The organism is Comamonas testosteroni (assembly GCF_014076415.1).
Classification (GTDB): Bacteria; Pseudomonadota; Gammaproteobacteria; order Burkholderiales; family Burkholderiaceae_C; genus Comamonas; species Comamonas testosteroni_F.
Genome location: NZ_CP043568.1, coordinates 466,786 through 487,592, shown reverse-complemented (window position 1 = coordinate 487,592; position 20,807 = coordinate 466,786). Strand labels below are relative to the sequence as shown.

General features: G+C 61.6%; 19 protein-coding genes. 8 read left to right on the top strand and 11 right to left on the bottom strand.

The window, feature by feature from the left end:
• Nucleotides 1-11: 11 nt before the first annotated feature.
• Genes F0P97_RS02195 through F0P97_RS02175 form a run of 5 tightly spaced genes read right to left on the bottom strand, consistent with a single transcriptional unit; the run spans nucleotide 12 to nucleotide 6,850 of the window.
• Nucleotides 12-1,622, bottom strand: coding sequence for a benzoate-CoA ligase family protein (locus F0P97_RS02195; protein WP_182285439.1), 1,611 nt, complete (start codon nucleotides 1,620-1,622; stop codon nucleotides 12-14).
• A gap of 53 nt (nucleotides 1,623-1,675) precedes the next feature.
• Nucleotides 1,676-2,839, bottom strand: a complete 1,164-nt coding sequence (locus F0P97_RS02190) for an acyl-CoA dehydrogenase family protein (protein WP_182285438.1) — start codon at nucleotides 2,837-2,839, stop codon at nucleotides 1,676-1,678.
• Nucleotide 2,840: 1 nt separating this feature from the next.
• Nucleotides 2,841-3,695 (bottom strand): enoyl-CoA hydratase family protein, encoded by an 855-nt coding sequence (locus F0P97_RS02185; RefSeq protein WP_182285437.1) that lies wholly within the window; start codon nucleotides 3,693-3,695, stop codon nucleotides 2,841-2,843.
• Between the two features lie 21 nt (nucleotides 3,696-3,716).
• Nucleotides 3,717-4,487, bottom strand: coding sequence for an SDR family NAD(P)-dependent oxidoreductase (locus tag F0P97_RS02180; protein WP_182285436.1), 771 nt, complete (start codon nucleotides 4,485-4,487; stop codon nucleotides 3,717-3,719).
• Between the two features lie 50 nt (nucleotides 4,488-4,537).
• Nucleotides 4,538-6,850: a bifunctional salicylyl-CoA 5-hydroxylase/oxidoreductase gene (locus F0P97_RS02175; RefSeq protein ID WP_182285435.1), complete on the bottom strand. Its 2,313-nt coding sequence runs from the start codon at nucleotides 6,848-6,850 to the stop codon at nucleotides 4,538-4,540.
• Between the two features lie 131 nt (nucleotides 6,851-6,981).
• Here F0P97_RS02175 and F0P97_RS02170 point away from each other — a divergent pair, with 131 nt between their 5' ends.
• Together F0P97_RS02170 and F0P97_RS02165 are read left to right on the top strand one after the other, a co-directional pair.
• Nucleotides 6,982-7,506 carry a MarR family winged helix-turn-helix transcriptional regulator gene (locus F0P97_RS02170; RefSeq protein WP_371878512.1) on the top strand — a complete coding sequence of 175 codons (525 nt, stop codon included), beginning with the start codon at nucleotides 6,982-6,984 and terminating at the stop codon, nucleotides 7,504-7,506.
• A 38-nt stretch (nucleotides 7,507-7,544) separates the two neighbouring features.
• Nucleotides 7,545-8,024, top strand: a complete 480-nt coding sequence (locus F0P97_RS02165) for a hypothetical protein (RefSeq protein WP_052084858.1) — start codon at nucleotides 7,545-7,547, stop codon at nucleotides 8,022-8,024.
• A gap of 54 nt (nucleotides 8,025-8,078) precedes the next feature.
• Here F0P97_RS02165 and F0P97_RS02160 read toward each other — a convergent pair whose 3' ends face one another.
• Complete coding sequence (locus tag F0P97_RS02160) at nucleotides 8,079-8,552, bottom strand: universal stress protein (protein ID WP_182285434.1); 474 nt, start codon at nucleotides 8,550-8,552, stop codon at nucleotides 8,079-8,081.
• Between the two features lie 121 nt (nucleotides 8,553-8,673).
• Here F0P97_RS02160 and tgt point away from each other — a divergent pair, with 121 nt between their 5' ends.
• Nucleotides 8,674-9,846: a tRNA guanosine(34) transglycosylase Tgt gene (gene tgt / locus F0P97_RS02155; RefSeq protein WP_182285433.1), complete on the top strand. Its 1,173-nt coding sequence runs from the start codon at nucleotides 8,674-8,676 to the stop codon at nucleotides 9,844-9,846.
• 273 nt (nucleotides 9,847-10,119) lie between these two features.
• On the top strand, nucleotides 10,120-11,541 hold the full coding sequence (locus F0P97_RS02150; protein ID WP_182285432.1) for a GGDEF domain-containing protein: 1,422 nt from the start codon (nucleotides 10,120-10,122) through the stop codon (nucleotides 11,539-11,541).
• Nucleotides 11,542-11,588: 47 nt separating this feature from the next.
• On the opposite strand, the gene F0P97_RS02145 is transcribed toward F0P97_RS02150, so the two are convergent.
• From F0P97_RS02145 to F0P97_RS02135, 3 genes are all read right to left on the bottom strand, one after another.
• A complete protein-coding gene (locus F0P97_RS02145; protein WP_182285431.1) occupies nucleotides 11,589-12,689 on the bottom strand; it encodes a serine endopeptidase in 1,101 nt (366 codons plus the stop codon).
• Nucleotides 12,690-12,758: 69 nt separating this feature from the next.
• A complete protein-coding gene (locus tag F0P97_RS02140) occupies nucleotides 12,759-13,616 on the bottom strand; it encodes a DUF2145 domain-containing protein (protein WP_182285430.1) in 858 nt (285 codons plus the stop codon).
• Between the two features lie 21 nt (nucleotides 13,617-13,637).
• A complete protein-coding gene (locus F0P97_RS02135) occupies nucleotides 13,638-14,102 on the bottom strand; it encodes a hypothetical protein (RefSeq protein ID WP_182285429.1) in 465 nt (154 codons plus the stop codon).
• 230 nt (nucleotides 14,103-14,332) lie between these two features.
• On the opposite strand from F0P97_RS02135, the gene F0P97_RS02130 reads away from it, so the two are divergent.
• Nucleotides 14,333-15,106: a DUF3047 domain-containing protein gene (locus F0P97_RS02130; RefSeq protein WP_232538094.1), complete on the top strand. Its 774-nt coding sequence runs from the start codon at nucleotides 14,333-14,335 to the stop codon at nucleotides 15,104-15,106.
• 10 nt (nucleotides 15,107-15,116) lie between these two features.
• Here the strand turns inward: F0P97_RS02130 and F0P97_RS02125 are convergent, their stop codons facing one another.
• Together F0P97_RS02125 and F0P97_RS02120 are read right to left on the bottom strand one after the other, a co-directional pair.
• Nucleotides 15,117-17,069 carry an MFS transporter gene (locus F0P97_RS02125; RefSeq protein ID WP_182285428.1) on the bottom strand — a complete coding sequence of 651 codons (1,953 nt, stop codon included), beginning with the start codon at nucleotides 17,067-17,069 and terminating at the stop codon, nucleotides 15,117-15,119.
• Between the two features lie 105 nt (nucleotides 17,070-17,174).
• On the bottom strand, nucleotides 17,175-17,975 hold the full coding sequence (locus tag F0P97_RS02120; protein ID WP_182285427.1) for a hypothetical protein: 801 nt from the start codon (nucleotides 17,973-17,975) through the stop codon (nucleotides 17,175-17,177).
• A gap of 110 nt (nucleotides 17,976-18,085) precedes the next feature.
• On the opposite strand from F0P97_RS02120, the gene F0P97_RS02115 reads away from it, so the two are divergent.
• From F0P97_RS02115 to F0P97_RS02105, 3 genes are all read left to right on the top strand, one after another.
• The gene (locus F0P97_RS02115) at nucleotides 18,086-18,817 is read left to right on the top strand and encodes a helix-turn-helix domain-containing protein (protein ID WP_003065639.1); all 732 of its coding nucleotides are present in this window, start codon (nucleotides 18,086-18,088) and stop codon (nucleotides 18,815-18,817) included.
• A 200-nt stretch (nucleotides 18,818-19,017) separates the two neighbouring features.
• Nucleotides 19,018-19,422, top strand: a complete 405-nt coding sequence (locus tag F0P97_RS02110; RefSeq protein ID WP_182285426.1) for a YXWGXW repeat-containing protein — start codon at nucleotides 19,018-19,020, stop codon at nucleotides 19,420-19,422.
• Nucleotides 19,423-19,631: 209 nt separating this feature from the next.
• Entirely contained in the window at nucleotides 19,632-20,642 is a 1,011-nt protein-coding gene (locus F0P97_RS02105) for a Bug family tripartite tricarboxylate transporter substrate binding protein (protein ID WP_182285425.1), read from the top strand.
• Nucleotides 20,643-20,807: the final 165 nt, after the last annotated feature.

Sequence of the window (20,807 nt, the reverse complement as noted above, 5' to 3'; positions counted from 1 at the left end):
AAACATAGCAATCAGGGTTGATTCAGGCGAAAGCGCTGCAACTTGCCCGTGGCCGTGCGCGGCAGTTGATCGACGAACTGCACAGCCCGTGGATATTTGTAGGGAGCGACCTGGCTCTTCACAAAATCCTGCAGCTCCATGACCATGGCATCGCTGGCCACATGGCCGGCACGCAGCACCACAAAAGCCTTGACGATCTGGCCTCGCTCGCTGTCGGCCACGCCAATCACCGCGCATTCCGCCACAGAGCCGTGCAGCATCAGGGCCTCTTCGACTTCAGGCGCAGCGATGTTGTATCCGGCCGAGATGATCATGTCGTCGGTGCGTGCCTGATAAACGAAATAGCCGTCGACATCCATCAGATAGGCATCGCCCGTCAGGTTCCAGCCCCGGCTCACATACTTGGCCTGACGGCTGTCGTTGAGATAGCGGCATCCCGTTGGCCCCTGCACGGCCAGCCTGCCCACGGTGCCGGGCGGCACCTCGAGCCCCCCATCATCCACCACCTTGGCACGATAGCCGGGCACGGCCTTGCCGGTGGCACCGGGACGAGCCTCCTCTTCGCGGTGCGAGATGAAGATGTGCAGCATCTCGGTAGAACCGATGCCGTCAATGATTTCAATACCGGTCGCATCCTTCCACAGCGCGCGTGTGGAGGCGGTCAAGGCCTCGCCCGCCGACACGCATTTGCGCAGCCGGGTGCGGCGGATGCGTTCGCCCTGCTGGGCCATCACACGGTAGGACGTAGGCGCCGTGAACACCACACTGGCACCAAATCGCTCAATGCCATCGACCAATTGCACGGGGCCGGCTTTCTCCAGCAAGGCCATGCTGGCTCCGATGGACATAGGGAACAGCACCTGCCCGCCCAGCCCGAAAGTGAATGCCAGCGGCGGACTGCCTATGAACACATCGTCGGCATTGGCACGCAGCGTATGCACGGGCCAGCAGGCGCAGACTGCCATCACATCGCGATGGAAATGCATGGTGGCCTTGGGCACGCCCGTGGTGCCCGAGGTGAAGCCCAGCAGGCAGGTATCGGTCGCGGCAGTTTCCACGGCCTGGAAGTCATCGCCCGCCTGCTCCATCAGACGCTCCAGTGCATCGGCTTCCACGCTGTTGAAATAGCGCACGGCCTTGAGCGTGCTGGTTCTTTCCTGTGCACCCTGTACCTCGGTGCGCAGCGCCGCATCGCACAGCGCATGGCTGATTTGCGCTATGTCGATGATGGTGGACAGCTCCTTGGCCCGCAACAGCGGCATGGCGGCCACGGCAATGCCCCCAGCCTTGATGACGCCAAACCAGCAGGCCACCATCATGGGATTGTTGGGTGCGCACAGCAACACGCGATTGCCGGGCTGCAGTCCCAGCTCCTGCGTCAGCACATTGGCGATGCGATTGGCCTTGAGCTGCAGATCCGCATAGCTCCAGCGCAGGCCTTCGGCCTGAATGCACAAACGGTCGCCGCGCCCTTCGCTCACATGTCTATCCAGCAGCTCCACGGCACAGTTAAGGCGCTCGGGGAACCGCAGCTCGGGCAGCTCGAAAATGAACTCGGGCTGCTGCTCGGGTGGCGGCAGGTTGTCGGCAGCAAAGGTATCGATATGCGCGGTGTACGACATGATTCCGATCTTTCAGTCAAAAATAGGATCAAACGCTTGATACAAAAGCGCCATCAGCTATGACTTTTGATAAGGTCACGCCCAATGATGAGCTGCTGCACCTCGGTCGCGCCTTCGTAGATGCGCAGGGCGCGAATCTCCCGGTAAAGGCGCTCCACGGGCTGCTCGCTGACCACGCCCAGGCCACCCCAGATCTGCACGGCGGCATCAATCACCTGCTGGGCGTTTTCCGTCGCCGTCATCTTGGCCATGGCGGCCTCCCGTGTCACGTTCTCGCCCTGGTCACGCAACCAGGCTGCGCGATAGGTCAGCAGCGCCGCGCTGTCGATCTGCGTGGCCATCTGCGCCAGCTTGGCCTGGGTGAGCTGAAAATCAGCCAGCACGCCGCCGAACATCTTGCGGCTGGTCACGCGCTGCAAGGCCTCATCCATGGCACGACGCGCAAAGCCCAGCGATGCGGCGGCCACCGAGGTACGGAACACATCGAGCGTGCGCATCGCCACCTTGAAGCCCTCGCCGGCCACCCCAACGAGCTGGGAGGCAGGCACGCGGCAGTTCGAGAACGTCAAACGCGCCAGCGGGTGCGGTGCGATGACGTTGATACGCTCGGCAATCTCAAAGCCCGGAGTGCCGGCCTCCACAATCAGCGCCGACAGGCCCCGCGAACCCGCAGCCTCGCCGGTGCGCACAAAGACGACATAGAAGTCGGCAATGCCGCCGTTGGAGATCCAGGTCTTCTCGCCGTTGATCACATAGTGATCACCCTCCAGCCTGGCCTCGCAGGCCATGGCCGCCACGTCCGAGCCGGCGTCGGGCTCCGACAGTGCAAAAGCGGAAATCGCCTCGCCCCTGGCCACCAGGCTCAGATAGCGCTTTTTCTGCTCCTCGCTGCCCGCCAGAGAGATCGCCCCCGAGCCCAGACCCTGCATGGCAAACGCAAAGTCGGCCAGCCCGCCGTGGCGCGCCAGAGTCTCCCGGATCAGGCAGATGGCTCTGGTGTCGATCTGCTCCCCCGCGCCGCCATAGGCCGTACCAGCAACTGCATGCCGCAGCCACCCGGCCTCGCCCAGGGCCTTGACCAGTTTGCGGCATTCGGCATCCACATCGGGGCCATGCGCATGCGCAATGTTCTGCCTGGCCCAGGCATCCAACGACTGGGCCAGACGAGCGTGATGGGCTTCAAAAAAAGGCCATTTCAGATAGCTGGTGTCTGCCATATCAGTTTCCTTGAAAGACTGGCTTTTGCTTGGCCACGAACGCGTGATAGGCACGCGAGAAATCCTCGGTCAGCATGCACAGGGCCTGGGCCTGGGCTTCGGCTTCGATAGCCTGCTCTATGGTCATGGCCCATTCCTGGTGCAGCATGGTCTTGGTAATGCCATTGGCAAAGCTGGGACCGGCAGCCAGGTCGGCGGCCAGCTTCTGCGCATCGGCCAGCAAGCTCTCGGGTTCGCACAGACGGTTGAAGAAGCCCCAGCGTTCGCCCTCCTCACCACCCAGGCTGCGTCCCGTATAGAGCAGCTCGCTCGCACGGCCCTGGCCAATGATGCGCGGCAGCATGGCGCAGGCCCCCATGTCGCAGCCCGCCAGCCCCACGCGGTTGAACAGGAATGCGGTCTTGCTGCGCGCAGTGCCAAGGCGCATGTCCGAGGCCATGGCCATGATGGCCCCAGCACCCGCACATACGCCATCGATTGCAGCAATGATGGGCTGGGGGCAGGCACGCATGGTCTTGACCAGTTCGCCCGTCATGCGGGTGAACATCAAAAGCTCGGGGGCCTTGAGCGCGACCAGCGGACCGATGATTTCATGCACATCGCCACCAGAGCAGAAGTTGCCGCCGGCGCCGACCAGCACCACCGCCTTCACATCCTGCGCCCACTTGAGCTGGTGAAACAGGTCGCGCAGCTCGGCGTAGGAATCAAACGTCAGCGGATTCTTGCGCTCCGGACGATTGAGAGTGATGGTTGCCACGCAATCCTGCACCTGCCACTGGAAATGTGTGGCCCTATAGCCCGCCAGCAGCTTGTGATTGCCAGCTTGCAGCGCTGGATCGATTGCATATTCGCTCATGTCTGTCTCCAAAAATCCGGGTCACATGACTTCGCCACCAGCGACGGCTATGGCTTGCCCGGTAATACTTGATGCGCCTCGACCACACAGCCACAGCACGGCGTCAGCCACCTCGTGCGGCTGTACCAGGCGGCCTTGGGGGTTGGATTTGACGAACTCGGCCATTGCCTGCTCTGGTGTGCGGCCGGTCTTGGCCACCACGCGGTCAATGCTGGTTTTGACAATCTCGGTTTCGGTATAGCCGGGGCAGACGGCGTTGACGGTGATCCCGGTCTTGGCGTACTCCAGCGCCAGGGCTCGTGTCAGGCCCACCACGCCATGCTTGGCCGCCACATAGGCCGCGACATAGGCATAGCCCACCAGTCCTGCCGTGCTGGCCACATTGACGATGCGCCCCCGGCCCGATGCCGACATGGCCGGCAGCACTTGCTGGATGCAGTACATGGTGCCGCTGAGATTGACCGCCAGCATCTGCTGCCAATGCGCGGCATCCATCTTCATGAACGGTGCACTGCCGGCCTGACCTGCGTTGTTGATCAGGATACTGATGGCACCTTGCGCAGCCACTGCCTTTTCAAACGCCGTTTTCACCTGTGATTGATCCGCCACATCGGCCAGCACCATCCTGCATTGACCGGGGTGTTCTTCCACCAGTTTTTGCAGCGGCTCGGCGCGACGCCCCAGCACCGTGACGCGAGCGCCCTGCACCAGCAACTGGCGTGCAATCGCCTCGCCAATACCCTGGCCCGCGCCCGTCACCAGCGCATGTTGATCGTTCAGATCGCCTGTCATTGAGTTCTCCATCGCTCAGGAAACTGGCACGCAGCGGCTCAGGGGATGCTTCATTTCAAGGCCTTTTCGCGCTCGAACAAGGTTTCCATCTGGCGCTTACCCTGGAAGTATTGTTTGGGCCAGACGATAGGCGTGTAGCCTATCTTGGCGGCCTCGGTCAGCGTCCAGGCCGGGTTGGCCAGATGCGGTCTGGCAATCGCACACAGATCGGCACGTCCTGCAGCAATGATGCTGTTGGCATGGTCGGCCTCGCTAATCGCGCCCACGGCCATGGTCGCAATACCCGCCTCTTGTCGAATGCGGTCTGCAAACGGGGTTTGATACATGCGGCCAAACACCGGCCTTTCGAGCTTGCTGACCTGCCCCGATGAGCAGTCGATCAGATCAGCACCTGCGGCCTTGAAGGCCTTGGCAATCTGTACCGCATCTTCGGGCGTGATGCCGCCCGGCACCCAGTCATGGGCAGAGATGCGCACGGACATGGGCTTGTCCTGCGGCCAAACGGCGCGCATGGCCTTGAACACTTCCAGCGGGTAGCGCAAGCGGTTTTCCAGGCTGCCGCCATATTCATCGCTGCGCTGATTGGTCAGCGGCGAGATAAAGCCCGACAGCAGATAGCCGTGCGCACAGTGCAGCTCCAGCCAGTCCACGCCTATGTCGGCCGCCATTTGCGCAGCATGCACAAACTGCTGCTGCACCTCATCCATGTCGGCGCGAGTCATGGCCCTGGAGATCTGGCTCACTCCCTGCAGATATTGCTGCTCCGACGCTGCCATGACGGGCCAGTTGCCCTGCTCCAGCGGCAGATCCGTACCTTCCCAGGCCAGCCGCGTCGAGGCCTTGGCACCCGCATGGCCGATCTGCATGGCGAACTTGGCATCGGTGTTGGTGTGAATCCAGTCGCTGATGCGTTTCCAGGCCTGCTTTTGCTCAGCGCTATAAGTACCCGGGCAGCCGGGCGTGATGCGCCCCTCGGCGCTGACACAGGCCATCTCGGCGAACACCAGACCGGCGCCGCCAAGCGCACGCGCACCCAGGTGAACGAGATGAAACTCACCAGGCACGCCATCAACCGCAGAGTACTGCGCCATGGGAGAGACCACGATACGGTTCTTCAGCGTGATGCCGCGCAGGGTATAGGGCAGGAACATGGGCGGCGGCGCCTTGACATCGACCGCGACACCGTTTCTTTCGGCCAGCCATTGCTCATAGCCGCCAAGCCACTGCGCATCACGCAGGCGCAGGTTTTCATGGCTGATGCGCTGACTGCGCGTGAGCATGGAGTACATGAACTGCTCGGGCTCCAGCTGGTCGCAATAGCGCTGACCGCAGACCTCGAACCACTCCATCGCATTCCAGGCCGCATTCTGGATGCGCAACGTCTCAACGCGACGCGCTTCCTGATAGGCCGCCAGCACCTCGGGAATATGCGCAGCCGCATCACCCCGCTGCCTGAACTGGCGCGCCAGCTCGATCGCATCCTCGATCGCCAGCTTGGTTCCTGAGCCAATGGCGAAATGTGCCGTATGCACGGCATCGCCCATCAGCACCACATGGCTGCCCTTGCGGTTTTTCAACCACCACTGATCGCAGACCACGCGCTGAAAGTTGATCCAGGCCGAGCCGCGCAAATGGCGGGCATTGGTCATCAGTTTCTCGCCCTGCAGATTGTCCGCAAACAACTTTTCACAGAAGGCGATGGACTGTTCCTGATTGGCGCCATCGAGGCCGCTGGCCTTCCAGCACTCCTCCGTGGTTTCGACAATAAAGGTCGAGGTCTTGTCGTCGAATTTGTAGATATGCGCCTGAAACCAGCCATGCGGCGTGCGCACGAAGTCAAAGGTGAATGCCTCGTAGACCTTGTTCGTTCCCAGCCAGATATAGCGATTGGGGCGGGTGACGATATCGGGCTTGAAGATGTCGGCGTATTTGCTGCGGATGCGCGAGTTCACGCCATCGCAGGCAATGATGAGGTCGGCATCCGGATAGTCCTCGTCGCTTTGCACATCGGTCTCGAACACCAGGTTCACACCCAGCTGTTCGCAACGCGCTTGCAGGATATTGAGCAGATGCTTGCGGCCAATCCCCACAAAACCATGCCCCCCGGAGCGAATCTTGCGCCCCTTGAACAGCAACTCGATATCGTCCCAATGATTGAAAGCCTGCTCGATCTGCGCGGCTGTCACCGGGTCCCAGTCGCGCATATTGTCCATGGTGGCGTCGGAGAACACCACGCCCCAGCCAAAGGTGTCATAGGGCAGGTTGCGCTCCACCACCGTCACCTCGTGCGCAGGGTTCATTTGCTTCATCAGCAGCGCGAAATACAGGCCGGCGGGGCCGCCACCTATGCAGACGATTTTCATGACAACAATCCCTTCCTGGCACGTTGAGAAATGACGCATTGAAAATTACTTTATACATAAATTATTAATGCATGAACTTTTTACTAAAATCCGGCCAAACCCTGAACCCAAAGCACGCCAGTTTGCGCACCATGCCAACCATGCCCCAACACAATTCGGATTTTTCCATCGACATGCCCGAGGCGCCTGGCCGCGAGGCCGGCCTGTCCGACTCCGACCACCAGGCCGTGCGCCTGTGGCTTCGCCTGCTCACCTGCAGCACACAGATCGAACAAGTCATACGCAGCCAGCTGCGCACGGAGTTCGGCACCACCCTGCCTCGCTTTGACTATCTGGCCCAGCTCAGCCGCTTTCCCCAAGGGCTGCGGATGAAGACCTTGTCGGAATATCTGATGGTGACCGGGGGCAATGTGACCGGATTGACCGACCAGCTGGTGGCCGAAGGCTGGGTGGAGCGTGTGGCCGACGAAGAAGATCGACGTGCCATGATCGTGCGGCTGACGCGCACCGGCAGAAAGCAGTTCAAGGCCATGGCCACCGCCCATGAGCAATGGCTTGAACAATTGCTGGCGCCGCTGGACAGCGAAAGCGCCAGCCATCTGTACGAACAACTGGGCAAGCTCAGACAGGTGCTGAGCCTGTCAGAAGGTGCGTGATCCCGAAAAAACACCGTTTTGTGACAATTTCATGGAGAATGCCCTGCACGCAGTCCTGCGTGACACAGGCTTGGGGGGCATGGTTCATGGATTTACTGCATCTGCGATATCGGCTCAAGTCCGGGTTCTACTATCTCTACGACATGCGTGATGCACCCAACGCCATCACGGGAGAGCGCCCCTATCGCCTCAAGACCGAGCTGGTCGCCATCGCGTTTGACCGCATCACCGGTCGCGTGCACCAGCATGGTCACCCCACCCGCATTCACTCCTGGGCCATGGGAGCGCAGCGCCGTCTGCGCATGGCAGGAGACTGGGAAGGCGCAAACCGGCTGGTCGTGGTCTCCGGCCCGCTGCCCGAAGAAGAAATCAACAAATGCCTGAGCGTACAAGGCTATTGCCGCTGGATGCTGACGCGTCTGGCAAACATGCCGCATGGCAAATTTGCAGCCCATCGTGCAGGCAGCCGCAGCAGCTGGCAAAGACGGGAGTCCGGCCAGCAGCGCCGGGCGGCCTGATCTCCACTCAAATCTCCGCCAGCTCTTACAGATCAAGCGCAGAGCGCCATCAAATCAGGATTCAGCCTCTTCAGCGGAACTGTCATCCGCCTCGGTCACTTCGGGCATTTTCACAATCGTCACCGGCAGCCGACTGTGTCTGGCCACCTCGCGTGAGACCGAGCCGATCAGAATGCTGCCCAGGCCGCTCTGGCCCGTGGCACCGATGATGATCTGATCGCATTCATTGCTCTCGGCAATATCGATCAGGGTATTGGCCTCTTCGCCCAGGCTGATCTCCACCTCATAGGAGGCCCCTGCCTCCTTGAGAAGATCCTGTGCAGGCGCAACCAGATCCATGCCGGCTTCGATGCTGGCGTTGGCGATCAGATCTGAATCTGTGGTTGCAAGCTCCAGCAGCGTGGCCTCCTTCTGCACATGAGCTATCACAAAGTGAGCATCCAGTCCGCTCTGCAAAAGCTTGATGCCGTGGCGTACGGCCTCAAGTGCGACATCCGATCCATCCACCGCAATCATGATCTTGAGCATGGCAACCTCCTGTTCGTCTTGCGCACCAGTGTAGGCCCAGGCTGCAAAGACGGGTTGCGAATCTGGGGCAAGCATCGGCTATTGCAGCAGTGCTTGCGGGCATCTGGGAAAATAGCGGGCTATGCTGCAGTTTGACCTTCTCAAGACCGACCCGACCAGCCACGCGCGCCGTGGCACCTTGACGCTTAACCACGGCAAGGTCCAGACCCCCATCTTCATGCCCGTGGGCACCTATGGCACTGTCAAGGGCGTGATGCCGCGCAGCCTCGAAGAAATGGGCGCACAGATCATCCTGGGCAACACCTTCCACCTGTGGATGCGCCCTGGCCTGGACATCATGAAGTCCTTTGGCGGTCTGCACGAGTTCGAGAAGTGGGACAAGCCCATACTGACCGACTCGGGGGGCTTCCAGGTCTGGTCGCTGGGTGCGATGCGCAAGATCACAGAAGAAGGCGTGCATTTCCAGAGCCCCGTGAACGGCGACAAGCTGTTCATGTCGCCAGAGGTCAGCATGCAGATCCAGACGATTCTGAATTCGGACATCGTCATGCAGCTCGACGAGTGCACGCCCTACGAAACCAACGGCAAGAAGACCACCGAAGCCGAAGCGCGCAAGTCCATGGAGATGAGCCGTCGCTGGGCCAAGCGCTCCAAGGAGGAGTTCCAGCGCCTGGAAAACCCCAATGCCTTGTTCGGCATCGTGCAAGGCGGCATGTACACCAATCTGCGCGAGGAATCGCTACAGGGTCTGCTGGAAATCGATTTCCCCGGCTATGCCGTGGGTGGCGTCTCCGTGGGTGAGCCCAAGGACGAAATGCTGGAGATCATGGCCCACACGCCGCATCTGCTGCCCGCCAACAAGCCGCGCTACCTGATGGGAGTGGGGACACCCGAAGACCTGGTGCAAGGCGTGGCCGATGGCGTCGACATGTTTGACTGCGTGATGCCTACCCGCAATGCACGCAACGGCACCATCTTCACGCGCTACGGCGATCTGAAGATCCGCAACGCCCGTCACAAGGTGGACCACCAGCCCATAGACACCACCTGTACCTGCCACGCCTGCGCGGGCAAGAGCGGCGTGAGCTGGGACGATGGCGGCCGCGAAGGCTTCAGCCGTGCCTATCTGCACCACCTGGACCGCTGCGGCGAGATGCTGGGTCCCATGCTCACCACCATCCACAATCTGCACTATTACCTGAACCTGATGCAGGAAATCCGCAACGCACTGGACGCAGGCACTTTTGCCGAGTTCCGCGCCCAATTCAAGGCCGACCGCGCACGCGGGGTCTGAGCCACCCATCGTCTGCCGCAGCAGAACCGCCAAAAAGCCAGAGCGAGTCTCTGGCTTTTTTCATTCAGCGGCGACCTCCGGCTTGCCTGGAGTCCGTCAAATGAAAAACATCGTCAATTGCGCGCTACAAAACCGCTTCGGTAATCGTTTTCCTGTATGTCTTTGTTAAAACCACAACATTTGACGTCAACAACAGGCATTTTTGGCGATTGATATCGAATTCGCAAAGAGCCCCTGAAGAAAACTCCACGAAACGCTCGCGATCCCTCTCCCATGACCGACGCCTCCGCACCCAAGCCAACGCCGCTGCTGCAGACCGCTGCCCCCAGGACATGGGCAGCGGCGCTCGGGCTTGGGAGCCTGGTGTTTCTGGCCTCCTTGCTGGGCATACTGGGGCGCCCCATGGGATTTCTATCGGCGATCTGGCCCGCAAACGCGCTGTTGCTGGGCTTTTTGCTGCACCGCCCTGACTGGCTGCGCCCGAGCTCGGTACTGGCGGTTTCTGCCGCCTATATCGCAGCCGATCTGCTCACAGGCAGCCGGCTCGATGTGGCAATCCTGCTGAGCATCGCCAATATGGCCGGTGTGGGCGCAGCCTGGGCGCTGATGCACAGGCAGCGCCACGCCACATTGTTCATGCAACGCCAGTCCTCCGCCCTGCTGCTGTTTGTGGGCAGCGGCCTGGGCGCACTGACGGCCGCCCTGCTGGGAACTCCGGTGCTGAGCGCCGTTTTCGGGACGCCGCACTGGCAGGCCTTTTCCATGTGGCTGAGCAGCGAATGGCTGAACTACATGATGCTTTTGCCCATTATCCTGGCCTGGCCGACACGCAAGCAGCCGGCTGGGCATCTGGGCGAGCCCTCCCCCTTGCGTCGCATCCTGCCTTTGCTGTCTGTCATTGCGCTGGAAGCCATCAGCTACTGGATCAAAGGTCCAGGCTCGCTGGCGTTCTCGCTGCCGGCTCTCATATGGTGCGCGCTGAGCTATCGCATCTTCAGTCTGACGCTGATCACGGCATCACTTTGCCTGAGCAACATCATTTTCATTTCACTCGGCACGCTTGAATTCACACCCGCACATTTTCTGGAGGCTTTGTCATTTCGCGTGGGGCTATGCATGCTGGTGCTGGGCCCACTTGCGGTGGCAGGATCGCATATGGCGCGCAACGAGCTGATGCAAAAGCTCAGCCATGCCGTCAACCACGACTTTCTGACCGATATGCTGGCACGCGGTGCCTTCATGAAACAGGGACAAAGAATACTGGAGCGTTGCCGACAGGATGGCCAGCCCTTCGCCATTCTGATGCTGGATCTCGACCATTTCAAACAGATCAACGACAGCTTCGGCCACGCGGGAGGCGACCAATTGCTGCGCAGCTTCAGCCAGACCCTGAGTCAGGTGCTGCGCGCTCAGGACATCGTGGGCCGCATGGGAGGCGAGGAATTCGCCGTGGCCCTGCCCAAGGTGGACGCAACCGCTGCGCAGGAGATCGCCAAACGCATCAACCGTGCCATCCGGGAGCTGCGCGTGCCCATGAATGACAAGACGATGAGTGCCACGGTCAGCATTGGCCTGGTCCATGCCGCAAGCCTGCAAGCCCATCAAAGCCTGGACATGCTGCTACTGCAGGCAGACCAGGCCTTGTATGAGGCCAAGGCCACCGGGCGCGATCGCGTCAGTTCACAGCTTTGCTGAGCCCGACACGCGGCCTGCTCCCAGCGGCCGGATTGCCCGGCCAGCACTCATCTCACCTCATTCGCCCCGGACGCCGGCTGAGCCGCCGGCGCCCCATCCAGACGCGGCAAGACCTTCCCCGCCGCAGTGCCGCAGCTATGGCAAAAGCGTGAGAACGCGCTCTTTCGGGTATTGCAGCTGCCGCAATGGTCGAACAGGCCGATACCGCAATGGGGGCAGAAGTCGATCTCGGTGTTCTTGAGATCCACTGGGCGCTCGCAGCCCGGGCACACATTCTTGGACAGACGCTCCAGCGCCACGTCATAGCTCAGCTCCTCACGGCGCTGTTCTTCCGGCAGGGACTCCTGCAGCTTCTGTTTTTCCAGATAGCGGTTGAGCGCCAGAATGGCATAGCGCCCCAGCAATACCGTCACCAAAATGCCTACGATGTAGCGCACATAGCCGCCGTAGTCAGGCAGATAGGGCACCAGCTCGACAAAGAAGGCGAACAGTGCAAAAAAGATGAAGCCCCAGACAAATGGCCACCAGGTGCTCTTGCGCTTCTTGGCGAACAACCAGCCCGCCACTCCCAGCAGAGGCAAGGTGATGGCCAGGCGGAACAGAAACACGCGCAGCTCGCTGGAGCGCATGGCAGCTTCGTATTGAGGATAGGCCTGCTCGCGCAGACTGCTCATCTCGGCTTCGGCATTGGAGACGGCCTGGTTGGCTTCCAGATGGGTCTGAGCCTCTTTCTCGCGCTCCTGACGGGCCATGTCTTCGGCCTGCTTGAGCGCATCAAGAGCCTTGCTGCGCGCCACCAGCTCTGCATCCTGCTCGGGGCGCTCCGTGGCCCGGCGGGTCGCCACCCAGTTGTCAAAGGTGTCGCGCGCCGACTGGTAGCGCGCACGCTCGGCGTCGAACTTGAGCTGAGCCCTGTCCAGTGCCTTCTGGGTCACGACTGCAATCTTCCGGGCCTGGTCGATTTCGGCCTGCACGCGCTGTGCATCGGCCTGCGGAATAAAGGATTCCACCTCCAGCGAGCGATTGGGCTGCGGTAGATTGCCCACCACCAGCCCACCCAGACCGATCAGGAAAAAGGCAAACACCAACGCGACCAGCCAGAGACCGCGGCGAAACCATTTTTCGGGCAAACGCAGAGACTTGCTCATTTCAACTACTCCAAAAACATAGCGCCATGCGCATATTCAGCAAGATCTTGAAGCCAACAAGGCTCAAGCTCATTGCACGGTGCGCACGGCCGAAGCCAGTTGCGTGCGCTGCAACCACTGGGTCACGGAGTCCACCGTCACCGTCTCTATACGACTGGCAAAGCGCTTTTCATTCGGATGATCGTCAAACGCGATATTGGCTGCCGTCATGCGCCCCCCCAGTCGCGAGAACGCGCGAATGATGAGCGCGCCGGGCTCATAGCCCCTGGCCTGCAGCCAGGCCTGAGCCTGTGCGCGGTTCTGAATCGTCGCCGGCTCCATGGCCGCGGCCAGCGTCTCGGTTGCCCATTGGTTCGACTGCTGGTACTTGCTGCTCCAGACATAGCTGACCATGCTGTAGGGTTCGTTTTGCAGGCGCAGTACCGTGGGAGCGCTCAGGAACTTGAGCAGGGCCTGCTGCACCGCCGGTGTCGGGATCTGAATGGCGGCTTCGTAGCGCCACATATCGTCAAGAAAGAACTCGCCCAGGCCCTGCCGGTAGATATGGCCGGATGCCGTGCCGCACTCGTTGAGCTTGTGCGCCACGCGCCAGGGGCCGGCGGGTGTTCTGTAAGCCCAGCCATAGTGCGAATACTTGAGATCGTATTTGCTCAAGTCCTGCCCTTGGCGCGCCAGCAGCACGACCTGGGTGCCGTTCTTCTGAAACTCGGCATCCAGCGCCTTGGCGGTACGCGCGGCCAGATTCAGCCCCTTGGCCATGACATCGGCAGTCAGCGGACGGTCCTCACAGCTGCGACCGGCCTGGGCCGAGCCCGCCCAGGCAATCAGCGCGGCGCCCAGCGCCAGCACCACAGGGCCGGGAATGGGCATGCCGGTGCGTTGAGCGGGCGCCATGGCTTGTACAACGCTTTTCGGTTCCTTGATCATGCGAGCCTCCAGCTTCTTGAATTACAGACGCTCGTTGTGCATCAGCGCCTTGCCGATTTCGTTGGGGATGAAGGCCAGCACCTTGCCTGCCGTGGACAGAATCACGCCGGCCGCCGTGGCACTGGTCTGCACCACCGTGCCCACGCCGACCGACAGGGCGCCTGCGGCCTGGCCAGAGACCTTGACCACGGCCGAAGTGCCGTCTGCCACATTCTTGAGCACATAGGTCACGCCTGTGGCACTGCTCTCCACGGCCTCAACGATCACGGATGCACCAGCGGCCGACAGAAACAGGGGTATTGCCACGACTTCCTCCGAAGCGCCACCCGATACCGCTGCAACCACCGATGCCACGGGCAGGGCCGATAGCACCAGAGAGGCTTCGCTCTGGGCGTGGACCGCACTGCCGCCCAGCAAGGCAAAGGCCGCGCCCAGGGCGCACAGGCTTTTGCGAAGAGGACGGATAAAGGTCAGGACGTTGATCACAAATGGCTCCCGGTGGTTGTTGAAATGGGCCGCAATTTCTGTGCGGCGACGAACGAATCATCCACGCGCCCGAAACTTCGGCCCTGTGTTTTGTCAAAATCAGCAAGCGGCAGGTCTCGCGGTATCGCAAATCGATACTCACCGCCCGCTGCCAGCTCTCAAACCGGCTGCAGCTTGTGCATCTTGCCTCACTCCCGCGCCCACAACTTTCAAAAATCATCAGGCAATCCATGCGGCTTCACTCTCAGACCTTCGCCCTGCACAAACCTTCACGCCGGCAAAGCCGGCTTGCGGCGGTGCTCGCCACGGCCATGTCCGCGCTAGCTGTCTCGGCACTGGCGCAGGGCAGCAGCATTCCCGCTTTTTCGCAGATGCCGCCGGGCCCGCTGGGCGGGCCCTGGCACTTTGCCACCCTGCCCAACAAGAACCCGACGGCCTTCAATGTGGTGGATCAGGATGGCGGGCATGTGCTGCGCGTGAGCACACAGGACGCCTACGGCAATATGGTTCACACGCTGCACCTGACTGCCTCGCCCGATCTGCAGCTGCAGTGGCGCTGGCGCGTGGATCAGCTGATCGACAAGGCCGATATCAAAACCAGAGCCGGTGACGATGCGGCGCTCAAGCTCTGTGTGTCCTTCGACTTTGACAAATCGCAGCTGAGCTTTGGCGAACGGGCAAAGCTGCGTCTGGGCAGAATCAGCACCGGAGAGGATATTCCGGCCGAGACGCTGTGCTATGTCTGGGACAACAAGCAGCCCGCAGGGACGGTCATGCACAACGCGTTCACGCATCGCATGCGCTATATCGTGCTGCAAAGCGGCAGCACGCACAAAGGCCAGTGGGTGACGGAGCAGCGCAATCTGACGTCCGACTATATGCACGCCTTTGGCGACGAGTCGCAGACCATGCCCACCATCATCGGCATCACCGTATCGGCGGACTCGGACAACCCCCATGGCGAAGGACTTGCCTACATGGGTGATATCCGACTCCTGCCCTGATCGTCCAGCCTCAACGCCTGAGCAAATCCGCCACGTTCTGCTGCAGCAGGGCCGGCGTGACAGCGGCAGCCGCCACGGGCTCGCCCACTTCCAGCCCCACCCGGTTGAACAGGCCGCGGCGCAACGGCTTGACCATGGCCACATTCTTGCCGCCGCGCAACTCGATGCGGCTGAAGTAGGATCCCCAGAGATTGGTGAGCGCCATGGGAATGACGGGAACCTGCAGGCCGTCGTCTCGCGCATGGTCGAGAATCTTCATGATGCCGCCCTTGAACGGCTGCAGCTGGCCGTCTGAGGTGATGCCGCCCTCCGGGAAGATGGCCAGCAGATCGCCCTCGCGCAGCACCTCTGCGGCCCGCGCGAACGCGGCTTCATAGGTCGCGGGGTCCTCCTTGTGCGGCGCAATCGGGATCGCCTTGGCCAGCTTGAACAACCAGCCCAGCACCGGTGCCTGGAAGATGCGGTGATCCATCACGAAGTGAATGGGGCGCGGGCTGGCCGCCATGAGCAAGATGGCATCGACAAAGCTCACATGGTTGCAGACCAGCACGGCCGCGCCATCGTGCGGAATATGCTCGTCGCCACGCACCTTGAAGCGGTAGACAAAGTGGGTAATGACCCAGGCCACAAAGCGCAGCAGATATTCGGGCACCAGCAGGAACACATAGAGCGCCACGATGGCATTGGCGATGCCGGTGATCAGAAACACCTGTGGAATGCTGCAACCTGCGGCCAGCAGGGCGCCGGCCAGCACAGCCGAGGCGATCATGAACAGCGCGTTCAGGATATTGTTGGCTGCGATGATGCGCGCGCGGTGCGTGGGCTGGCTGCGCATCTGGATCAGCGCATACATGGGCACGCTGTAAATGCCCGCCGACAGCGCCAGCAGGCCCAGATCCAGCATCACGCGCCAGTGCTTGGCCTCTCCAAAAAAGGCACTCACGCCCATCAGCTCGGACGGCGGCAGCGCGCGCGTGGCAAAGAACAGATCAATCGCAAACACGCTCATGCCAATCGCACCCAGCGGCACCAGACCGATCTCCACCTGACGACGGCTGAACACCTCGCACAACAGCGAACCGATGCCTATGCCCACCGAGAAGATCACCAGCAGCAGCGATGCCACATGCTCGTCGCCATGCAGCACCTCCTTGGCAAAGCTGGGAAACTGCGAGAGAAACACCGCACCAAAGAACCACATCCAGCTGATGCCGAGCAGCGAGCGGAACACCACGGGCTGCTGACGAGCCAGCTGGAGGTTGCGCCAGGTTTCGGTAAACGGATTCCAGTTGATGATCAGGCCCGGATCGGTGGCCGGTGCGTGAGGAATGAACTGCGCGCAGATGCGGCCCACGACCGCGACGGCCACGCAGGCCATGGCGACCTGCATATGACCGACCTCTGGCACGGCGATCAGCAGGCCGCCAGCGACCTGACCCAGCAGGATGGCGACAAACGTGCCCATCTCCACCATGCCGTTGCCGCCCGTGAGTTCGCGGTCGTTGAGCACCTGGGGCAGATAGGCGAACTTGACGGGGCCGAACAGCGTGGAGTGCAGTCCCATGAGGAACACGCACAGCAGCAGAACCGGCACATTGGCCTGGATGAAGCCCCAGGCCGCGATCAGCATGATGCCGATCTCGAGATTCTTGACCAGGCGGAACATGCGGGTCTTGTCCCACTTGTCGGTCAGCTGGCCCGAAGTGGCCGAAAACAGCAGATAAGGCAGGGTGAACAGCGCACCGATCACCAGGCCCGCCATGGAAGGCGGCAGCCACGAGACGCTGAGCTGATAGGTAACCATCACCGTGAAGGCGAACTTGAAGAGATTGTCATTGCCCGCACCGGCAAACTGCGTCCAGAAAAACGGCGCAAAGCGGCGCTGGCCCAGCAGGGCAAACTGGTTGGGGTGGGCATGCTGCTGTGCAGTGGCGGCCGTATGGACGGTCGGCGTGGAATTCATGGATCTCTCCCTGTGGCGCTGCTGGCATTGTGCCAACTTGCCCGGATTTTTTTGTAGGTTTTATGCCGCTGGCGCTTGTTGAACATGCGCTAGCCGCTATGAATATTACGACTCGCGCCACTGCTGCAAGGCACGCAGCACAGGCCATGCGGCGGCGGCGGCCACCCAGTGCTTGAGGCTGTGGCCGGAGATTGCGTGCGCGGTCACATCGAAGACATCGCCGTCCGACAACTCCAGCAGCTTGGCCACGAAGTACAGACCGATCACCCAGCCCAGCTCCACGGGCAGTGCGTGACGACGCGGCGTCACAAAGGCCAGCCACAGGAGAGTCAGCATGCCGCCGCCCTGCACCAGCACCCAGGGCAGCACATTGCTGGTCTGCGCCCAGACTGCCACGCTGGCGGGTGCTGCCACCAGCAATACTCCGGCAGTGATGCAGGCGCTGATGTCGTCAATGCGCGTCTGCACCGCCAGACCCAGCAAGCCGGCGAAAGCCAGGCTCATGCCCAGCCGGTCCCAGACCAGACTCGAATCCTGCGGCGCCCAGTGATACCAGGCCGAGCCCGCCCCCGAGCACAGCAGGCCCGCAAAGAAGAGAGCACAGAGGGCACGCGCCGTGCCATTGAGCTTCTGATAGTCGGCACGCCACAGCGCAAGCCCGCCCGCCAGTCCGGCCAGCACAAACCCCAGGTTGCTCAACACATCGGCTGCATGCGGCAGGCCCAGCCAGCCGCGCTGGTCGGCAAAGGCGTGATAGTGCTCGGGCTGGGCCATGCCGGGCATCAGCAGTGCCAGCGTGAACAGCAAGGCCATGCCCCCGAACAAGGCAAAGCGCTGCTCCAGCGTGCCCGAGGTCTCGGGGCTCGTCATTTCCACGTTCGTGATCGATGAGGTATGCAGTTGCATGGCGCTTCCTTGTGTGATTGCCGCGCAGTATGGAAATCAGCCGAAGCAGCGGCATCAATCTTCTAAACTTGCCCCATATCGCTGCACTGCCAGTACTACCAACCGATACCATGAGCACGACCGCCGATCTCGTCACCGCCATCAAGAAAGAACTCAAGGCCGCGCAGATGACCTATGCCGACCTGGCACAGGCCATAGGCATGGCCGAATCCAGCGTCAAGCGCATGCTGGCCAAGGGCGACATGCCGCTGTCGCGCATCGACGAGATCTGCCGCGCCCTGCACCTGGACTTTGCCGATCTGGCGCGCAATGTGGCCGACAGCCGGCCGCTGCTGCAACAGATCACGCGCGAGCAGGAGATTGCCGTGGTTGCCGACCGCAAGCTGCTGCTCACGGCCATCTGCGTGCTCAGCCAATGGACGCTGGAGCAGATCGTCGCCACCTACCGCATCAGCGAGCCCGAGGGCATAGGCTATCTGGCACAGCTGGACCGCATCGGCATCATCGAGCTGCGTCCCGGCAACCGCTACAAGCTGCGCCTGGCCAAGACCTTCCGCTGGCAGACCAACGGCCCGGTGATGGACTTCTTCCGCGAGAACGCCGTGCTGGACTACTTCGGCGGCACTTTTGCCGGCGAGGACGAGACCATGCTGCTGGTGCATGGCTCCATCGCCCCCAGCCTGGCGCCCAGCTTCGTGGAGCGTATACAGCGCATCGGTCAGGACTTTTCGCAGCAGCATCTGCAGGATCAGCGCCTGGGGCCCAACAAGATCGAGGGCTACACCCTGGTGCTGGGCATGCGCAAATGGGAGTTGCCCGCCTTTGCGGCCTTGCGCCGGTAGACGGCCACTCTCAAATATGTAGCTAAATGCGCTTGCTGCATCTGCGTTATCTGCCTGTTCTATACATTCTTCACCAAACAGACACACAAGATTGCAAGACTTCGCACAGCGGCAACCCACGGTTGACGCTGGCCTTCCAACATGGAGCCCAAGGGATGCCTGGACCCACAGACAGCCCGCTACCCATGAAGGAGGCGTATATGCTGACAATCCGCAACACCATCCAAACCGTCGCTGCCGCAGGCGCACTCGCCTTGCTGGGCTTTGCCGGCAGCGCACAGGCCCAAAGCGCTTACTGGGCGGGCGCCAGCCAGGGCGCCTATGTGAACGTGCAGTTCAACGCACCGCCCCCGGTCCGCTATGAAGCCGTGCCCGCTCCGCGCCGCGGCTATGTCTGGGCCCCTGGTTACTGGGAGCCGCGCGGCCACCGCCATGTCTGGCGCGCCGGCCACTGGGTGCAGAACCGCCCCGGCTATGTGTACCGCCAGCCCGCCTGGGTGCAGCACGGCAACCGCTGGGACTACCGGGCCAGCCGCTGGGACAGGGACGGTGACGGCGTGCCCAACCGCCATGACCGCAACCCCCACAACCCGTATCGTCGCTAAGCGCCTGTTGACGCTTCAAGCCTTGATCGCTCCCTCCGCTGGCCCTCCGAGTCATCACTTTCCAGCGGATTTCAGCCCATGTCTCGCAAGAGACCTGGGCTTTTTTGCATTAACCCCACAAGCTTAATGCTGCATAAGCATATAGAAGCAAATCATTAAATTACGGACACAATTCACGGCATTCAAGGTTCCTCTGGACAAGTCCCATCATGCGTTTGCTGCCCCGTTCCATCTCCGGTCTTGTAGCCACAGCGGCGGCCGCCGCCCTGTTTCCTCTGGCCAGCCAGGCAGCCGACCCCGGCGCCGCCAGCTATCCGCACCAGCCCATCACCATGATCATGGGCTTCAACGCAGGTTCGGGTGTGGATGTGATCGGTCGTGTGGCGCAAGAGCCGCTGGGCAAGATCCTGGGCCAGCCCGTCATCATTGATTACAAGAGCGGCGCAGCCGGCAATATCGGCAGCGAGTTTGTGGCCCGCGCCAAGCCCGATGGCTACACCATCTACTTCGGCACTGCCGCCACCCATGGCAGCAATGCCGCGCTGTACAAGAAGCTGCCGTTCGACGTGGAGGCCGACTTTGTGCCCGTCGCACCGCTGGTGGACGTGGCCAATGTGCTGACCATCAATCCCAATGTGATCAACGTCAAGAACCTCAAGGAGTTCGTCGACGAGGTCAAGGCCCATCCCGGCAAGTACAACTACGCCTCCACCGGCAATGGCGCAGGCACCCATATGGCGTTCGCAGAGTTCAACTCGCGTCTGGGCCTGGACATGGTGCATGTGCCCTACAAGGGCGGCCCCGAAGCCATCACCTCGGTGCTGCGCGGCGAGACCTGCTGCATCATGAACCAGGTACAGACCGTGCTGAGCCACTACAAGGCCGGCAAGGTGCGCCTGCTGGGCGTGACCACGGCCAAGCCCGTGGAAGCCGTCAAGGAAGTGCCCACCATTGCCGCCAGCGGCCTGCCGGGCACCAAGGGCTTCAACAGCTCCATCTGGTTCGGCATCTTCGCGCCCAAGGGCACGGACCCGGTGATCATCAAGAAGCTCAACCTGGCGGTCAACGACGTGCTCAAGCAACCCGAGGTGCGCGAGCGCTTTGTCTCCCAGGGCAACACCATCCGCGAAGAGACACCCGAGCAGTTCAAGAAGACCGTGCATGAAGATCGCATCAAATGGGCCAAGGTGGTCAAGGATGCCAAGATAAGTATTGACTAACACCCCCTGAGCGGCCCTGCCGCTTCCCCCTCTCTCTACGCACTGCGCGCTAAGGGAGAGCAACGACACCCTCGGTGCGGGGCGGCGGGGCCGCCCAGGCCCTTCCTAGGTGTCTCTCGCTTGGTCCTGCTTCGAGTTCAAGCAGTGTTAAGTTATCGGTGTTTG